This window comes from Micromonospora sp. NPDC002389, from assembly GCF_040296095.1.
Taxonomy (GTDB): domain Bacteria; phylum Actinomycetota; class Actinomycetes; order Mycobacteriales; family Micromonosporaceae; genus Micromonospora.
Genome location: NZ_JBEOWP010000013.1, coordinates 143,881 through 160,532, shown reverse-complemented (window position 1 = coordinate 160,532; position 16,652 = coordinate 143,881). Strand labels below are relative to the sequence as shown.

The following is a 16,652-nucleotide window of genomic DNA, read 5'->3' as shown; positions in this document are numbered from 1 at the left end:
CGGCACCGGGTCCACAGCCACCACCAATCGTCGCGGCCGACGCGCGGGCACTGGAGTACGGCGGGAGCTACGGTCAGTGGTCGCCATAGTGTCCCTCCAACGGTTGCCCCTTGGTCATGACCCGCCACCGGGCGTAGGTCAGTTCGTAGATCAGCCGATCGAGCTGCATACGCGACAACAACACCGATTCCGTTCCGCCGGAGCGGGTCGCGCTGATCTTGACGACCGGTTCGCGCCGCCGAAACCGGTCCAGGAGCAGTTGCAGACTCACCCAGCCGCCACCCTCACTACCGATCGTGGCCAGCAGCCCCCGATGCATCGGATCGTTCGGCCCGCAGCCCCGGCACCAGTCAGGACACGATGCCTCATCGGCAGTGTTGGCCGTGTGGATGTTGGTCGGCTCGTCACTGTCCATGCTCGCCCTCCCCTGGGCAGGCGGCTTGCGTCAGGAGCGAGCGGAGCTGGTCGACGAGTTGCCCGGCTTGCGGGAGGGTGAGTTCCGCCCAGCCGGAACCGGCCCGGCAGGAAGCGTGCACCACGACCGTCGGCGGTTCGTCGTCGGAGCCGATCAGGTACGACACGACCAGCCCGGACGACCGGACCTCACCCACCCGCAGCAACACGCCCCGATGACGACGCGCCATGTGCGCCAGCACCGGCAGCACCAGATGCCCACACCGGTCTGGCACACACCACGCAGGATGGCTAGCCACGACGGGTCGCCGGCTCGTCTGGCTCATCGCGGCCACCGCCCACCGTTGCCCCGAACCATCTGCCCCCGGGTCAGCAGCGGCGCATGACGCAACGCCGGCAACTCACGAGTCCGCTCCAACGCCCAGCGCAGCGGAACGGCGTTGCGAGCAGGGGTGGGAGCGCCCGAGCAGCTTCCGACTCCGGGTGCAGCCCGGTTCGCCTGTCGGCGTGACCGCCAAGACAGGAGCCAGGGACGTCCACGATGAGAGCCAGGCATCGCACCTCCAGGTGTAGGAGAGCCGGTGGCCGACCGGGGGAACCAGCCGGCCACCGGCCAGACAGAGGGCACGGCGCACCTCCGACACCGGACGGGTCGGGTATCGCCGAGCCACCTTGTACGCGCGACTACCGCAACCGGCCCACCAGGACGCCGCGCCTCACAAACGACCAGGCCGACGCAGCACCACCCCTGATACACGCCGTCATCCCAGCCGCACACCCGGAAACGTACCTACAAGTGGACGACTTGTCTACACACCAGAACGACGCTTGCGGTTGGCACTTGGTAAGACAAGTGCCAGGTACGGTGTCGAGATGCCCACCCCGCAATATGGCAGGCCTCGCTACTTGGTCATAGCAAGCAAGCTCCGAGCGCGAGTCATCTCCGGCTTGATCGCGCCAGGAAGCCTTCTCCCCTCAGAGGGAGCACTGATGGTGGAATTCAAGGCCAGCAGAGGCACTATCCGCCATGCCCTCGCACTACTTCGCGACGAGGGATTGGTTAGAACGGAGCGCGGGCGGGGGACTGTTGCGGCGGCACAAGCTCGGACTGATGGCGCGGGCCAGGAGGTAGATCTCAGCAGCCACATCATTCCAGCAAGTACCGAAGTATCCCGCCTTCTAGGCGTACCTCGCGGAGAATTGGTGGAAGAAGAGCAGATCGTGGTACGGCGGAGCGGCAAAGTAACAGAAATAATAAACTCTTATCGTCGACTGAACACTAATCTGAAATGAACTCAGCCTAACCCCATACAGGCCCCCATAGTTCTGAGGTCGCCATGGAAATCCCCGCCATGAAGCATAAGTTCATCGGCCGCTATCGTCTCGACCAACCCATATCAAGGGGATCATTCGGCGAGGTTTGGCGCGCTTACGATGACATGACTGAACGTTTCGTCGCCATCAAGATCTTCGGGAGCAGTTCAGCACAAAGTGATCCGATGCTGCCGCAATTCATGAACGAGATCAGGGCGGCAAGCCAACTAGACCACCCTAATATCGTAAAGGTCTACGACTTTATTTTTCTCGCAGACCGGCGACCTGCAATGGTCATGCAATACATCCCTGACGGACTGACCCTAAATGACATAATTGCTGAAAACTCGCTGACATCAACGGAAATCGCCCGAATTGGCGCCACCATCGCATCTGCGCTAAGCACCGCTCACCGTTCCGGCGTAATACACGGCGACGTCAAACCGTCTAATATCCTGATAGGCAAAGATGAGCACATCGCCCTCGCGGATTTCGGAATAGCTCGATTCAGCAGCTATCCCCCCGACCGATCCTCCGCACAGAATCTCACTGGCACTCCTCTCTTCATGGCACCCGAGTTGATTGAAGGATCGCAGCACTCCTCAGCAAGCGACGTTTGGGCACTTGGGGTCACTCTCTACTCTGCCCTTGAGGATGCATCACCTTTCTCTGGCAATAGGATCGACGTGCTGTTCGAGGGAATCCGTCAAGGCGAGATACGTCCGTTTACCCGCAGAACCCCCCTCTCAGCCGTAATCCTTAGGATGCTGGCACAAGATCCGCCGCGCCGGCCTTCAGCATCAGAAGCAGAGACCTTATTGCGGGAGGTAGCCGGAGGTAGAGAGCAAAACCGGGGGCGACCAACGGTTCGCACTAGGGGATTTGGTGATTCGCCATCAAAACAGGACCTTCTCGGCCGAAATGCTTTAGTCGATGTTCTCACAGATCTTCTTTCTTTGACAGACGACGGACATGCAGAAAGCGCCAACCACACCGGCCCTCAGGTGATTACGGTCGATGGACCCTGGGGGTCCGGGAAGACAACCGTAATGCGCCTTATCAAGGATCGTCTTGACCTCCGCGAGCACGATTGGAGACTAAAGGACAAAAATAATCGAAAAATCATAGACAGACTAACTTCCCTTAAACGGAATGCTCGATTCACTCCGGTTGAGGCTCACCGAATCCTTGGCTCTTTGGCACGCCTGAAAACTGGAACACAAATCGCCCAAACCTACAAATTGAATGATCCACACAGGGAAAAACGGCCGCCGGCAACCGCACTCTTCGAGCCTTGGTCACATCAGTCAAGCGAGCAGGTGTGGGCCGGCTTCGCCAAGACAATCAACCATGCAGCGGTGCAAGCGATGTTCGATAGCGAGAACGCACAGCACCGCTTCTGGTTTGCCCAGAATGCCGCGCGGATAGATCGATCACGTCTTCGCCGTCACTTGAGGCAGTCAGTAACGTCACCGCTCCTCAAGTTCTCAGTGATCGCTCTGATCATCCCTGCCGCCATTCAACTCCTCAAGCTAGACTCGAACGGAGCAGCATCGAAGTTAACGACAATCGCCTGGGCCATACCTCTATTTCTAATCGCCCTAGGAATTATTCACACCACTCTGCGGTACTTCCTAGGCCGGGCCGACGCATTCCTTCCTGAGGAACTGTTCAAAGGCCCGGTATTGAGCGGGACGCTTAGTGCGCCTAATAACGAGCCCACCATTCGCGATCCTCTTCATCATGCACAGTCGGGCAGCTTATACCTTTTCCAACATGATGTAAAAGTGGTACTTGACGCCCTATACAACTGCGGTCTTGAGCTTGTCATATTCGTAGACGACCTTGATCGTTGTGGACCGCAAGGCTCAGTCGAGGTACTGCAAGCTCTCAATCTGTTCCTATCCGGAACACTCAAGGCATGTCGACTGGTAATCGGATTGGATCAGACGATTGTAGCGGCACAGTTGGATGAGGTGTATGGCCACATTGCGAAAAGCAATGCCGTACGGTACGGCCAAGACCCCTCTGCCGGCTGGACGTTTCTACGCAAGCTTACACACCTGCCGATAACACTGCCCCGTGTACGTGACGAGCACGTTGACCTCTACCTCGCTGATCTCCTAGGCCCAGTAGCGACGAGCGACGAGCTAGATCCACCCAGCTTGGGAACGGAAGCGGCGGATGCGCCGCCCCGGGCGAATCCGTGGCTTGCAGGAAGAAAACGTCTATTCTTAACCAGCACAGTCGCGGAAAGCGAGAGAACTACGATTTACGCTCTCGAATCCCATCCGGAAATTCGAGAATTTCTTCGTTCAAGAATTCAGATAATGGGTGACCTTTCCGGAAGGGAAGCCAAGCGAACACTAACCTTGTGGCAGTTTTACTTGAGGCTACTGCTAAGAACAACCCCAGATATGTCGATATCCAATGGCGTAGAAATGGGAAAACCGCTAGCAATTTTTGCTGAAATATTTACTAGATGGCCCGCCATGACCCGCGCCCTCTCTACTAACGTTGACGGAAACCCTGGCCTTGTGATCCTGATTGACCGCGCAAGGAATCACATCGAATGGGAAATTGGTCTTAGTCGGCTCCACCTAGACGGCCCTCCTCATAGGTCAGGCATGCAGGAGTTGCGAAAACTCCTCCTTGAACAGGACAGCCACCAGATCCGAAAACTTGCAGCAGCTTTGCTTTAAACTGGCTGCGGCTTGCGCCCATCCTCCATAGATCGAAGCCAACAGCTCCGGAGTTCCAGAAGTTCTTCGGCTGCCGATTTCCTCTGTTCTGAATCAAGGCACCGCGCTCCGCGCGGTGCGGGGCGGCAAGCCCGGCCGGCGGCAAGCCACCCCGGCCGCCTACGGCGCCGGGGCGGTAAGCCACCGACAGCCGCCGGGACACCGCCCACCATCCCCAGGAACCAGCCCCAGCAAGGCCGTGACGGAAGCCGGCGGGTCGACCTAGGCGCGGGGTTGGGGCTTCCGGCTGCCGCGCCAGTCCAAACCCGGGACTGGCTTGCCACCGGGTCACCGGGTCACGGCAGCAGCTCCACCGCGCTAGGACGTGCCCGGCCCTCCCCGCAGCCGCCGGCCCCGACCCAACACCCCCGAGCACCGACCCCGGAAAGGGCCCCAAGACGGCGCAGCCCGCCCGGCCCGAGGCAAGTTCGACTGAGCCCGCACTCAGGGCGTCTCCAGGGCGTCAGGGTGTCGTCAGGGCGTTAAACGCCGACCAATGTTGACCATGAACGACCATCGACACCCGAACATAGGACTAGCTCAGAGCCTTGATCAGGTCTCTGAGCTGGTGGGCGACGGACGAGTCGACCTGTACGCCGGATTCTGTGCGCGGCGCGTACCCCTTGCGGGGTTCGCACCGGCGGCGGCCATCCATCTCGGCCTGCCGTCGCCGACAGGCTCGTGCGGCCTACCCGCAGACATCGGGCGGGCCGCCCTCAAGCGTCTGCGCGGGTCGTCATCTTGCGGTGACGGCCCTACTTGGCCTTGCTCCGGGTGGGGTTTACCGAGCCACCCCGGTCACCCGGGGTGCTGGTGGGCTCTTACCCCACCGTTTCACCCTTACCGTCCCCGTTGGGGGTCGGCGGTCTGTTTTCTGTGGCACTGTCCCGCGGGTCGCCCCGGGTTGCCGTTAACAACCACCCTGCCCTGTGGAGTCCGGACGTTCCTCGGCGGCGGGCCGCAGCCCGCCGACGCGACCGCCCGGTCGACTCGTCCGTCGCACGCTCATCCTAACGACACCGGGTCGCCGCCTATTGCGCCGGCAGGACCGCGGGCCGGGTCGTCCGGGGGTACGCATAATGGGCCGATGACGACGCTGCCGCCGTTTCCCGAGTGCACGGCTCCGGCCGACGGGCGGGCCGAGGTGTTCCTGCGCTACCTCGACTATTTCCGGGAGAGCGTGCTGGCCAAGGTGTCGGCGCTGCCCGAGGCGGAGTTGCGGGCGAGCCGTTTGCCGTCGGGTTGGACTCCGGTGGAGTTGCTGCGGCACCTGCGGTTCGTCGAGCTGCGCTGGATCGAGTGGGGCTTCCAGGGCCAACCGGTAGCCGAGCCATGGGGCGACTGGCGGGACAAGCGGTGGCACGTACCGCCGGAGCTGGGTCTGGCGGAGCTGGTGGCTGAGTTGCGCACGCAGGGCGCCCACACCCGCACGGTGGTGCAGAGCGCCGACCTGGACGCCGTCGGCGCCCCCGGCCCCCGCTGGAACGGCGCGCCACCGGCATCCCTGGAGCGGGTGCTGTTCCACCTAGTCCAGGAGTACGCCCGCCACCTGGGCCACCTAGACATCGTCGCCGAGCTGGCCAACGGCCCCCTAGGCGAGTAACCCCACCCACCCGTACCCCCTGGGGTTGATCAAGGGGTTTGGGGCTGGATCACCCGCGAACGGTGACCAAAACTCCTTGATCAACCCCGCAGGGCGGCCCCGGACAGCGGCCCCGCACAGCGGCCCCGGTCGGTCAGGGGAGGTAGGGGGTTTCGTTGATGGAGCGGACGGCTACGCCGCCGTCGGGCCAGCGGTCGAGGATGGAGATGCCGGCGGCGTCTAGGTAGAGGCGGTGCAGGAAGGCGTCGGTGGCGGCGAGCGCGTCGCGCAGCATCAGCTTGATCGGCGAGACGTGCGAGACCACGACCACGGTCTGACCGGGGTACGCGGCGAGCAGTCGCTCCACCACGCGGGTGCAGCGTTGGGCTACCTCGTCGAAGGACTCGCCGTCGGGTGGGGCGATCCTCGGCGAGGCGAGCCAGGCGTCGAGTTCACCGGCCCAACCTTCGCGTACCTCGGCGAAGGTCCGGCCCTCCCAGGCGCCGAAGTCGCACTCGATCAGCTCGTCGTCGCGGCGTACCGGGATGTCGCCGATTGCGGCGACGATGGCCTCGGCGGTCGCCGTACACCGGGACAGCGGTGAGCTGACCACGGCGGCGGTGTCGGGGGCGAGCGCGGCGACCCGGGCGGCGGTGGCCCGCACCTGGTCCTTGCCCTTCGCGGAGAGCGGGATGTCGCCGCGTCCGGAGTAGCGGCCCTGTTCGGTGTACTCGGTCTCGCCGTGCCGGACCAGGATCAGCCGGGTGGCGGTGAAGCTGGGGCGCGGCTCCCAGGAGACCGGGACGCTGCTCGGGTCGGTGCCGGGCGACTCGGCGCGGGCGGCGACCTGGGTCGCGCCGCCGCCGGCCGGTTCCGGGCCGCCGAGGCGGCGCGGTGACTCGACGGTACGCGGTGGCGTGACGCTCGGGGTGGCAGTGCCCGACGTGGCGGCGGCGTCCATGGCGGCGTTGGCCAGCCGGTCGGCGTGGGTGTTGCGGTCCCGGGGGATCCAGGTGAAGCGGACCGCGTCGAACCGGCTGACGATCTGGGCGGCCTGGGCGGCGAGCGGACGCAGCCCGGGGTGTTTGATCTGCCAGCGGCCGGACATCTGCTCGACGACCAGCTTGGAGTCCATCCGGATCTCGACCTCGGCGGCGCCCAGTTCGGCGGCGGCGGTCAGGCCGGCGATCATGCCCTGGTACTCGGCGACGTTGTTGGTGGCGGTGCCGATCGACTCGCTGCACTCGGCCAGCACCTCACCGGTCGCCTGGTCACGGACAACCGCGCCGTAGCCGGCCGGGCCGGGGTTGCCCCGGGAGCCGCCGTCGGCCTCGACCAGCACGGTACGTGGTGCCACCGGCTACAGCCCGGACTCGTTGGTGCGGACCATGATCCGGCGGCAGTCCTCGCAGCGGACCACCTCGTCGGGGTCGGTCTTGCGGATCCGGGCCAGGTCGGCGCCGGAGAGGTCCAGTCGGCAGCCGCCGCAGCGGCCGGCGGTCAGCAGGGCGGCACCCAGCCCGGTGTCGGTGCGGATCTTGTCGTAGAGCTGCACCAGGTCAGCGGGGAGGTCGCCGGCGAGCGGCTGCCGGGCGGAGCGCTTGAACTCCTCCTCGCGGCCGATCTCGGCCAGGGCCTCGTCGCGGCGCTGCTCGGTGGCGGCCCGCCGCTCGCGCACCTCGGCCAGCCGTTGCTCGACGCCGTCCAGCACCGACTGGGCGGTCTCGCGCTGCTCCATCAGCTCCAGCTCGGCGTCCTCCAGGTCGCTCTGCCGGCGGTTCAAGGAGACCAGCTCGTGCTGGAGCGCCTCCAGCTCGCGGGCCGGGCCGCCACCGGCGGCGAGGCGGTCCTCGTCCTTCTTCTTGCGCGCGCGTACCTGGTCGACGTCCTTCTCCAGCCGGGCGATGTCCCGGTCCAGGTCGTCCACGGCCACCTGGGCGCGGACCCGCTCGTCCTCCAGCGACGACAACTCCCGGGCGAGGGCCTCCAGTTCGGCGCGCTCGGGCAGCGCCCGGCGGCGGTGGGCGAGCTGGGCGAGGGCGGTGTCGATCGCCTGGAGGTCGAGCAGGCGGCGCTGGACCTGGGGGTCAGCCTTCACGGTCGGGGCTCCTTGTCGTCCGCTGCGGATCGCTCCGGAGCGGCGGGTGAGGCGGCGTGTACGGTCCACGGGTCGGTGTCCAGGTCGGACACCAGGGTTTCGACGTCCGGCATCGTGGCGCGCAACCCGGTGGCCAGGTCGTCGAGCCAGGGCCGTTCGGTGGCCCAGTGGGTGGCGTCGAGCAGCGCCGGTCCACCGGTGGCGAGGTGTTCGCCGGTCGGGTGGTGACGCAGGTCTGCGGTGAGGTACGCGTCCACCCCGGCGGCGGTCGCGTCGGCCAGGAAACTGTCCCCCGCACCGCCGCAGACTGCCAGCGTACGCACCGTCCGGTCCGGGTCGCCCGCGGCGCGTACGCCGATGGCGGTGGGAGGCAGCACGGCGGCGGCGTGCCGGGCCAGCTCGGCCAGGGTCAGCGGCTGCGGCAGCCGGCCGATGCGCCCGGCGCCCCGGCCCTCACCGGCGGCGGGGCTGCCCGGCCTTGAGGGCACCAGCGGGCGCAGGTCGGTCAGGCCGAGCCGGTGGGCGAGGGCGTCGGAGACTCCGGGTACGGCGACGTCGGCGTTGGTGTGGGCGACGTAGAGCGCGACGTCGGACTTGATCAGTTGGTGGATGATCCGGCCCTTGTACGTGGTCGGCGCCACCGACGAGACGCCCCGCAGCAGCAGCGGGTGGTGCGCGATGATCATGTCGGCGCGGGCGGCGAGTGCCTCGGCGACGGTCTCCGGGACCACGTCGACGACGCAGAGGATCCGGCGGACCGGGGCATCGGGCTCGCCGAGCACCAGCCCGACCTTGTCCCACTCCTCGGCCCAGGCGGGCGGATAGCGCCGCTCCAGCTCGGCCACGACGTCGGCGACGGTCGGCACGGCTGCGGTTGTGCTCACGGCGGGCCAGCTTACCGGCGTCGGCGGCACTCCGGGACGTCACCCGGCCGACCTTGGGCATCTCACCCGCCCCCGCAGTCGCCACCGGCGTCGGCGTTCCCGACGGACGGCTCCCGGCCTCGGCGCTCGCGGCGTGCAGCTCCCGGCGTCGGCGCTTCCGACGGACGTGCTCCCGGCGTCGGCACGCTCCCGGGTCGGCACGTTCCCGACTGCACGCTCCCGACTGGCGGGCTCCCGGCGCGGGGTGGTGGGGGACGGTGCCCGGGCCGTGGCGGTGGCCACGGCCCGGGCTGAGGGTTGCGGCATCCGGGGTGGTGGGGTGATTGCAGGGGACCCCTGTACTACCGGAGGCGTTAATAAGGTGCCCTTCCTTTCACCCCACCCGCCCGAGGTTCACCCGGTCCGGCAGAGCTGGTCGCGCAGGGCGGTCAGCGGCAGGGCCCAGGGGAAGGTGTGCTGATGGCGTTCTCCGGTCCCGGGCGGATGCAGGGGGAAGACGTCGTCGCCGAAGAGCACGGTCACCCCCCACTCCGCCAGTCGGGCGATCCCGGTGCGGAAGGCCGGGTGGGCGGCCATCGCCGCGTTGGTGTACGGCACGGCGACCAGCGGTACGCCCCGTCCCTGTGCCTCCACCAGCAACCCGAGGGCGAGGGTGTCGGCGATGCCGGCCACCCACTTGTTGACCGTGTTGACGGTGGCTGGGCAGACGATGATGGCGTCGGCCGACGGCAGGACGTCCGGATCCCCCGGGTTCTTGTAGTGCGTACGCACCGGGTGGCCGGTCTGGCGGGCCAGCGAGGTGCGGTCGACGAACTTGGCGCCGTCCGGCGTGGTGATCACGCAGACGTCCCAGCCGTCCTGTTGGGCCAGCTCGACGAGCCGGCCCACGTCTCGGGCCAACGGCGAACCGCAGGCGATGATGTACAGCACCTCTTGGTGCCCGTCGTGGCGGTGCGAACCGGTCATGCCGGCTCCGAAGTCATACTCCTACTCCCATGTGCTCAGCCAACTCCGCGATCGGAGAAGGCGGCGCACCCCGTGTGCGACGCAGGACCTCGGACATGACCTCGTGGGCGATCGGACGGCAGCGGATCTCCGACGGCGCCAGCCGGTCGCCGCGCAGCAGCATCTCCCCGGCGTTGGCCATGTCGCCCATCTGGTTGTAGGCGCGGGCCTGGTCGAGCAGGTGATGGGCGCGGCGTTCGGGCAGCATGGCGTCGAACGGCAGGTTGACGATCCGGGTGCGGTGGATCTCGACGGCCCGCCCGCCGTCGCCCAGCTCGACGGCAGCCGCCGCACGGTGCAGCTCGACGTTGGTCGGCCCGAACGACGTCCAGTAGTGGTTCTGGTCGCTGCCGAGTTCGATGGCGGCGTCGCGGGCGCCGGCGAGCAGGTCCGCGCAGGTGGAGGTATCGCCGGTACGCGCCGCGGCCATCGCGCCCTGCAACAGCAGCATCCCGTAGACCGAGACCCGGTCGGCCTTGCTGTCGTTGCCGCCGCCCGGCGCGATCCGGTCGGCGATGCGGACGTTGAGTTCCAGCGCGGAGCGGGGGCGTCCCATGGCGAGCAGGGCGTTGCAGACCCGGGTGGTGGCGATCCCGGCGAGCAGTTGGTCGTCGGCGCGTTGGGCGACCGCGATGGAGCGGTCGGCGGCCAGCCAGGACAGGTCACACTCCCCCAGCTTGCGCAGCACCGAGGAGGCGATCTGATAGACCTGCCCGAGCAGGTTCGCGGCGCGTCGGGCCTGTTCACCGCCGTACGCGGCGTCGGCCGCCTGGGCGTCGCGCAGCAGCTTCGGCAGCGCCCGGGTCAGCATGCCGTAGCGGCCGTACTGGTAGGTGAGCCAGGCGTGGGTGACGGCCTTGCCCATGTCGGCGAGCGGCGGCGGGTCCGGCTTCGCGTCGAAGTAGGCGCTGATCGAGTCGTACCGTTCCAGGGCGGCCCGGATCTCCTCGACCTCGACCTGGTCGATGCAGTTCATCGTGTCGGTACGCCGCTCAGGGTCCTTGCCGAGCAGCAGCTGCACGTCGATCTGGAGGATGTCGGCGATCTCGTAGAGCACGGAGAACTTGTCCAGCCGCCGTACGCCGCGCTCGATCTTGTCGACCCAGCTCTTGGACTTGCCCAGTCGGTCGGCGAAGACCTGTTGCGACATCTTGCGTCGCCCGCGCCAGTAGGCCACCCGCCGCCCGATGGGCAGTTCGTCCATGTCGCCAGTCCTCCCCTTGCTGCTGGAGCCCTGGCCAGGAGCCGGGGGCTGATCCGCAGGTGCGGCCATCCATCCGTACGTCAGGTTTTCGCTGGTCGCACTGCTTGTGCGTCAGCCGTACGGCCGATCCTCGTACTTTTCGTGCAAGTTGCATCGGCCACTTTGTCAAATAAACGATCGCCGACCACGGCAGTGACGCTGTTCGACGTATGTGCTGGTGCCGGTCGGCCCGGCGAGGGGAGATGGCACCAATGTGGGGGAATGTCGCACCGAGCGTGGCACGACTGTCGCCGTTGGAGCGGGTCCGGCTGCGCCGCGTCGCGGTGCGGTACGCGCTGCACGGCTGGGAGGTGACCCCCGGCGCCTGCCTGGCGCGCAGCCGCTTCGTCTGCGGCCGGGCCGGTTGCCCGACGGTCGGCTGCCACCCCGCGTTGGAGGACTGGGAGCACGCGGCCAGCGCCGACCCGGCCCGGGTGGCCACCTGGTGGCGGTCCCGCCCGCACGGCATCCTGCTGCCCACCGGCCGCGCGTTCGACGTGCTGGAGGTCGCCGCCCACCTGGGCCGACGGGTGCTCGACGCGGTCCGGTCGCACCCGGTCGGTCCCGGCGTGCGCGGACCGGTGCTGGTCACCCCGATCGGACGCTGGATGTTCCTGGTCCGCCCCGGTGACCCGCTGCGCCCCGAGCTGGAGCACTGTTTCCACGTGGTGCGGCACGGGCCCGGATCGTGGGTGCCGGCCCCACCCACCCGGCTGCCCGAGGGGCCGGTCCGCTGGGCGGTCGCGCCGGAGCAGGCCCGCTGGCAGCTCCCCGACTCGTACCTGGTGCAGAACACGCTCGTCGACGAGTTGCGGGCCACCGGCGTCACGCTGACCTCCGCGCTGGTCCCGGGCCACCTGCCGCTGCCCCGGCGCGGCCGCTGAGCCGCCCGCCGGTGCCTCGACGGGGTCGCTGAGCCGCGCCTGACGACTCGGTGGGGTACCAGACAGCGACGCCCGGCGGGAATTGCTCGTTGAGCACCACGACGGCGCGCCCGCGCCGGGAGCGGGGATCCGATGTCCACCGACCACACGGAGCAGCACCAGGGCGGGGCCGAACCGCCTCGCCGGCACCGGCCCGGACGCCGCTGGGCGGCCACCCGACCACCGGGTTCACGCCCCGGACGTCCCCGGCCGCTCGGCTCCCGGCCCGCGATCCTGCACCGACCGGCCCGCTGGCCCTGATCGCCCGTCCCACCGGTCAGTCGGCCAACGGCAGGTCGGTGGAGCGCAGGCAGCGGGCGTCCTCGGTGACCACCGCGTGCCGGTGCCCCGGCAACCGGTCCACCCAGCCGATGCCGGTCACCCCCATGGCCAGCGCGGCGGTCGAGTACGCGTCGGCCAGCCCCAGGTCGTGCCCGACCACGGTCACCGACCGCAGGCCCTTCGCCGGTGCGCCCCGCCGGGGGTCGCGCACGTGGTGACCGCGTTCGTAGACCCCGGAGGTGGCCACCGCCAGGTCGGTGCCGGTCAGCACCAGGCAGACCGCCGACGGGTCCCACGGGTGCCGCACCCCGATCCGCCACGGTCGCCCGGTCGACGAGCGACCGCGCACCCGCACGTCCCCACCGGCGTTCACGCAGTGGTTGACCGCACCGGCGGCGAGCAGCCGGTCCGAGGCCACCTGGGCGGCCCAGCCCTTGACGTACCCGGACGGGTCGAGCCCGCCGGTGGCGTACGCGTCGAAGAAGCCGTCGGTGTCGCCCCACAGGTCGGCGCAGCGTTCCAGCACCCGCCGCAGGTCCGCCGACGCCTCGGAGAGCAGCAGCTCACCCCGCTCGAAGCGGCACACCTCGCTGTCCGGGAGATAGGTGCTGAACCGCGCGTCCACCTCGCGCAGCCAGCCGAACACCTCGTCGGCGAGGCGGGTCAGCTCGGCGGCGGGCAGGTCGTCGGCGATGTCCAGGCTGATCGGCGTACCCATGACGTGCTCGACCCGGCGCAGGCCGGGGCGGGTCGCGGTGCCGGCGGCCATCAGCGGGCCCGGTCGATCGCGGCCTGGAGGGACTGTCGGTAGGACTCGCTCGTCGCGGTCGCCCCGGAGACGGTGTCCAGGTCGGCGCTCTGCCGCGCGACCACCAGCCCCGCGACGCCGCTGTACCGGCTGTCGACCAGGTCGCTGCGGTGCTCGGACTGGGCGGTCCGTTCCGGCAGTTCCAGCGCCGTGGCGTCGACGATGCGGCTGCCGTTCACGGTGATGCGGACCTGCACGTTGCCGAACTCGTTGCCGACCACCGGCCCGGTGACGTTCCGGGTGGTGGGCCGTGGGGCGGCGGTGGTGGTGCGGGGGGCCGAGGGGGTCCGGGCGGCGTCGGACGGGTCGGTACGCCTCGCCGGGGCCTCGGTGCTGCGTGCGGGCTTCGGTGACCGGGAGGCGCGGGGTTCACGGCTCGGCGCCGCCGACTCGACGTCGACCTGCGGCGGGGGCCCGTCCGTGGTCGGTGCCGTGCCGGGCGGTGGCTCCTGGGCGACCTGGCCGGTGCCCGGGGCGGCCTTGAGCACCACCATCGCGGTGGTGCTGGCGGCCAGGCCGGTGATCGCGAACAACGCGCGACGCATCGGGGTGGTACTCCTCTGCCTAGAGCTCGAAGGTGCCGACGTGGATCTGGCGGCGTGGGACGCCGACCCGGCGCAGCAGCCGCCGGCTCTGCTCGACCAGGCCGGGCGGGCCGCAGAGGTAGACGTCGCGTCGGGCCACGTCCGGCACCAGCCGGCGCAACCCGTCCGGCGACATCACCTGACGCGGGCCGGGGTCGTCGCGGGAACCGACGACGTACCAGATCCGCACGCCCCGGGCCTGGGCCAGCCAGTCCAGTTCCCGGTGCAGCAGCACGTCGGCCGGGGTGCGGGCCCGGTAGATCAGCGCCGCGCCGGGCGGCAACTCCTCCAGCATCGCCCGCAGCGGGGTGATGCCACTGCCACCGGCGATCAGCAGCGCCTGCTCGCGGACCCGGTGCGCGGCGGTGAAGGTGCCCGACGGTCCCGCCGCCCAGACCCGTACGCCGGGGTCGAGGTCACGCAGGTCCCGGGTGTACGCGCCGACCACCTTGACGGTCAGCCGCAACCAGCGGCCGTTGGCGGCGGCGGAGACCGAGAACGGGTGCGACTGCCACCAGCAGCCCCGGGTCAGGAAACGCCAGCGGAAGAACTGCCCGCCGAGCAGGTCCAGCCGGTCCAGCCGGGCGCCGGTCAGATAGATCGAGACGGTGTCCGGGCTCTCCGCCACCACGTCGGCGACCCGCAGCCGGTGCCGCAGGTTGAACACCATCGGCCCGACCAGCCGCCCCCACACCAGGGCGGCGACCACCAGCCCGTAGCAGGCGATCCAGCCGGTGCGGACCGGGCCGGGGCGGAACAACTGGGTGCCGTTGCTGAACTGGTGCGCGAAGCCGAGTAGCAGCACCGCGTACCCGGCCAGGTGGGTGGCGTGCCACAGCTCGTAGGGCAACGCCCGGCGTACCGCCCGGACGCTGGTCAGCCCAACCAGCACCAGCAGACCGGCGGCGGCGAACGCGGAGACCATGTCCTGGTACTCGCGCAGCATCACCCCGGCCTGGTCCAGCGGCGAGCGACCGGTCAGACCGCCGTAGCCGACCAGGACGAAGGCGGTGTGCGCGAGCACCGCGACCAGCAGGGTGACCCCGAGGTCCCGGTGCCACGCCGCGATCCGCTCGCCGCCGGCCACCTGTTCCAGCACCGGCAATCGGCTCATCATCAGCACCTGCACCAGCAGCAGGTAGCCGGCGAGCAGGCCGGTGATCTGACCGGCGGCGGTGGTTATCGCGGTGGCGTCGGTGAGCGAACCGGCCGGGGTGTCGAACCACCAGGGCAGCACGCTGGCGACCAGACCGACCAGGAACAGCCCGGTCAGCAGCCGCCGACCGGCAGGCCCGCGTCGGGTCGCCACCGGCAGCGACGGCGCGGGCGGACGACCGTCGGCGCGGGGCGGTGGCCCGGACCGGCGGTCGGCGTACGCGTGGTGGGTCACGCGTACAGCTTCATCGGGGCGTACTTCATCCGGGGGAAGATCTTGTCCACCTCCGCGTTGGTGAGCCCGAACCGGCCCTGGGCCACCGAGCCGTAGACGTTGAACATGTTGTTGTACTCGGGGACGTCTCCGGAGTCGAGTGCGTTCAATCCGTTCCAGGTGCCGAGCAGCGGACCGGCGAGTTTGCGGCCGGACAGGATGGTCACCACCCCGCCGTGCCCGTGGTCGGTGCCGCCGCTGTTGGAGGCGACCCGCCGCCCGAACTCGCTGGACACCATGACGGTCACGTCGTCGGCGGCGTCACCGAGGTCGGTGAAGAACGCGGCCAGCGCGGCGGCCAGTTCGTTGAGCCGTCGATAGAGCTGCCCGCCGTCACGGGTCCCCTGGTTCTCGTGGGTGTCGTACCCGCCCATGCCGACGGTGGCCACCCGGACGTTCGCGCCGCCCTTGATGAGCTGCGCGAGTTGCTGGAAGGCGAAGCCGACGCCGCGGTACTCCACGCCCTCGGCCGGCCGGTACGGCTCGGCGGAGAGCCGGCGCGCGGTGGCCAGCGCACCGAGCCCGGAGCGCACCGCCTCCTCGACCGGGTGGTTGATGCCGGTGAACAGGCCCCGGATCGCCTTCTCGGTGGCCTCCCGGTACCGCTCGTCACCGGCGAGGCGCAACGAGCCGACGCTGTTCAGCGAGATGGCCCCGTTGTTGCCGACCAGCGAGCGGGGCAGCGTGCTGCCGACACCGACGCTGCGGAACGCGGTGCCCTTGCCGAGCGCGTCGACCAGGCTGTCCAACCAGCCCCGCCCGCCGGTCTCGCCGGGCAGCCCGCCGAGGTTGCAGGCGTCGGCGGCCTGGAAGTGGCTGCGGGACAGCCGCTCGTCGGAGACGCCCGGGACGAAGCCGAGCTGCCCGGCGCGCAACCACCGCTCCAGCGGCCGGAACGCGCTGGTCAGCTTGAAGCCCCGGCCGAGCGCCAGCGAGTCGTCGGGCAGCAGCAGGTCCGGGCGGGCCCGGTCGAGCACCGGGTCGTCGTTCGGCGCGACCAGGCTGAGCCCGTCCAGGCCGCCGTAGAGGAAGACGTGCACGAGCGTGCCGGTCTTGGTGGCGGCGAACGACGCCGAGGTGGTCACGAACTGGGCGGTGGCCAGCGCGGTGGCGGTGGCGGCGGCACCGGCGACGAAGGTCCGCCGGGTCACCCCGCGTCCGTCCTGCTGGGCCTCCTCCAGCTCCTCCAGCCGCCGGTAACGGTCCGCCTCGGCGGCGTTCTCGGCGGCCACCACGTCGGCCTCGGCCCGTAGCAGGGCCTCGGCCGGGTTGTCGGCCAGTCGCCGCACGTCGGGGCATTCCGGGTGCAGGGGGTACGAGTACACGGGCTCCTCCATCGGGTGCC

Annotated in this window: 15 protein-coding genes and 1 other RNA gene; 4 read left to right on the top strand and 12 right to left on the bottom strand. The window is 69.0% G+C overall.

The genetic code is table 11. The features are described from left to right. Positions 1-73 precede the first annotated feature (73 nt). Positions 74-415 carry a hypothetical protein gene (locus tag ABT008_RS23655; RefSeq protein ID WP_350698500.1) on the bottom strand — a complete coding sequence of 114 codons (342 nt, stop codon included), beginning with the start codon at positions 413-415 and terminating at the stop codon, positions 74-76. Next, complete coding sequence (locus tag ABT008_RS23650; RefSeq protein ID WP_350698498.1) at positions 405-689, bottom strand: hypothetical protein; 285 nt, start codon at positions 687-689, stop codon at positions 405-407. Before ABT008_RS23650 ends, ABT008_RS23655 begins: the two co-directional genes overlap by 11 nt. A gap of 598 nt (positions 690-1,287) precedes the next feature. Here ABT008_RS23650 and ABT008_RS23645 point away from each other — a divergent pair. Continuing rightward, a complete protein-coding gene (locus ABT008_RS23645) occupies positions 1,288-1,707 on the top strand; it encodes a GntR family transcriptional regulator (protein WP_350698497.1) in 420 nt (139 codons plus the stop codon). A gap of 44 nt (positions 1,708-1,751) precedes the next feature. After that, the gene (locus ABT008_RS23640; RefSeq protein WP_350698496.1) at positions 1,752-4,430 is read left to right on the top strand and encodes a protein kinase domain-containing protein; all 2,679 of its coding nucleotides are present in this window, start codon (positions 1,752-1,754) and stop codon (positions 4,428-4,430) included. A gap of 615 nt (positions 4,431-5,045) precedes the next feature. Here ABT008_RS23640 and rnpB read toward each other — a convergent pair. Continuing rightward, positions 5,046-5,462: RNase P RNA component class A (rnpB, locus tag ABT008_RS23635), an RNA gene on the bottom strand. Between the two features lie 94 nt (positions 5,463-5,556). Between rnpB and ABT008_RS23630 the strand changes: the two genes are divergently transcribed. Then, positions 5,557-6,072: a mycothiol transferase gene (locus ABT008_RS23630; protein ID WP_350698494.1), complete on the top strand. Its 516-nt coding sequence runs from the start codon at positions 5,557-5,559 to the stop codon at positions 6,070-6,072. Positions 6,073-6,205: 133 nt separating this feature from the next. Here ABT008_RS23630 and ABT008_RS23625 read toward each other — a convergent pair whose 3' ends face one another. From ABT008_RS23625 to ABT008_RS23605, 5 genes are all read right to left on the bottom strand, one after another. Further along, positions 6,206-7,408, bottom strand: coding sequence for a bifunctional RNase H/acid phosphatase (locus tag ABT008_RS23625; protein ID WP_350698492.1), 1,203 nt, complete (start codon positions 7,406-7,408; stop codon positions 6,206-6,208). A gap of 3 nt (positions 7,409-7,411) precedes the next feature. Further along, complete coding sequence (locus ABT008_RS23620) at positions 7,412-8,149, bottom strand: zinc ribbon domain-containing protein (protein ID WP_350698490.1); 738 nt, start codon at positions 8,147-8,149, stop codon at positions 7,412-7,414. Then, entirely contained in the window at positions 8,146-9,033 is an 888-nt protein-coding gene (locus tag ABT008_RS23615) for a Nif3-like dinuclear metal center hexameric protein (protein ID WP_350698489.1), read from the bottom strand. Before ABT008_RS23615 ends, ABT008_RS23620 begins: the two co-directional genes overlap by 4 nt. A 393-nt stretch (positions 9,034-9,426) precedes the next feature. Further along, a complete protein-coding gene (locus ABT008_RS23610) occupies positions 9,427-9,999 on the bottom strand; it encodes a flavoprotein (protein ID WP_350698487.1) in 573 nt (190 codons plus the stop codon). A 13-nt stretch (positions 10,000-10,012) separates the two neighbouring features. After that, positions 10,013-11,242: a helix-turn-helix domain-containing protein gene (locus ABT008_RS23605; RefSeq protein ID WP_350698485.1), complete on the bottom strand. Its 1,230-nt coding sequence runs from the start codon at positions 11,240-11,242 to the stop codon at positions 10,013-10,015. A 251-nt stretch (positions 11,243-11,493) separates the two neighbouring features. Here ABT008_RS23605 and ABT008_RS23600 point away from each other — a divergent pair, with 251 nt between their 5' ends. Then, on the top strand, positions 11,494-12,165 hold the full coding sequence (locus tag ABT008_RS23600; protein ID WP_350698483.1) for a bifunctional DNA primase/polymerase: 672 nt from the start codon (positions 11,494-11,496) through the stop codon (positions 12,163-12,165). A gap of 316 nt (positions 12,166-12,481) precedes the next feature. Here the strand turns inward: ABT008_RS23600 and ABT008_RS23595 are convergent, their stop codons facing one another. Genes ABT008_RS23595 through ABT008_RS23580 form a run of 4 tightly spaced genes read right to left on the bottom strand, consistent with a single transcriptional unit; the run spans position 12,482 to position 16,632 of the window. Continuing rightward, entirely contained in the window at positions 12,482-13,204 is a 723-nt protein-coding gene (locus tag ABT008_RS23595; protein WP_350698573.1) for an FAD:protein FMN transferase, read from the bottom strand. A 50-nt stretch (positions 13,205-13,254) separates the two neighbouring features. Next, a complete protein-coding gene (locus ABT008_RS23590; protein ID WP_350698481.1) occupies positions 13,255-13,839 on the bottom strand; it encodes an FMN-binding protein in 585 nt (194 codons plus the stop codon). A gap of 19 nt (positions 13,840-13,858) precedes the next feature. After that, positions 13,859-15,268 (bottom strand): ferredoxin reductase family protein, encoded by a 1,410-nt coding sequence (locus tag ABT008_RS23585; RefSeq protein ID WP_350698479.1) that lies wholly within the window; start codon positions 15,266-15,268, stop codon positions 13,859-13,861. Then, the gene (locus ABT008_RS23580; RefSeq protein WP_350698477.1) at positions 15,265-16,632 is read right to left on the bottom strand and encodes a DUF1501 domain-containing protein; all 1,368 of its coding nucleotides are present in this window, start codon (positions 16,630-16,632) and stop codon (positions 15,265-15,267) included. The genes ABT008_RS23585 and ABT008_RS23580 overlap by 4 nt, the downstream gene beginning before the upstream one ends. Positions 16,633-16,652: the final 20 nt, after the last annotated feature.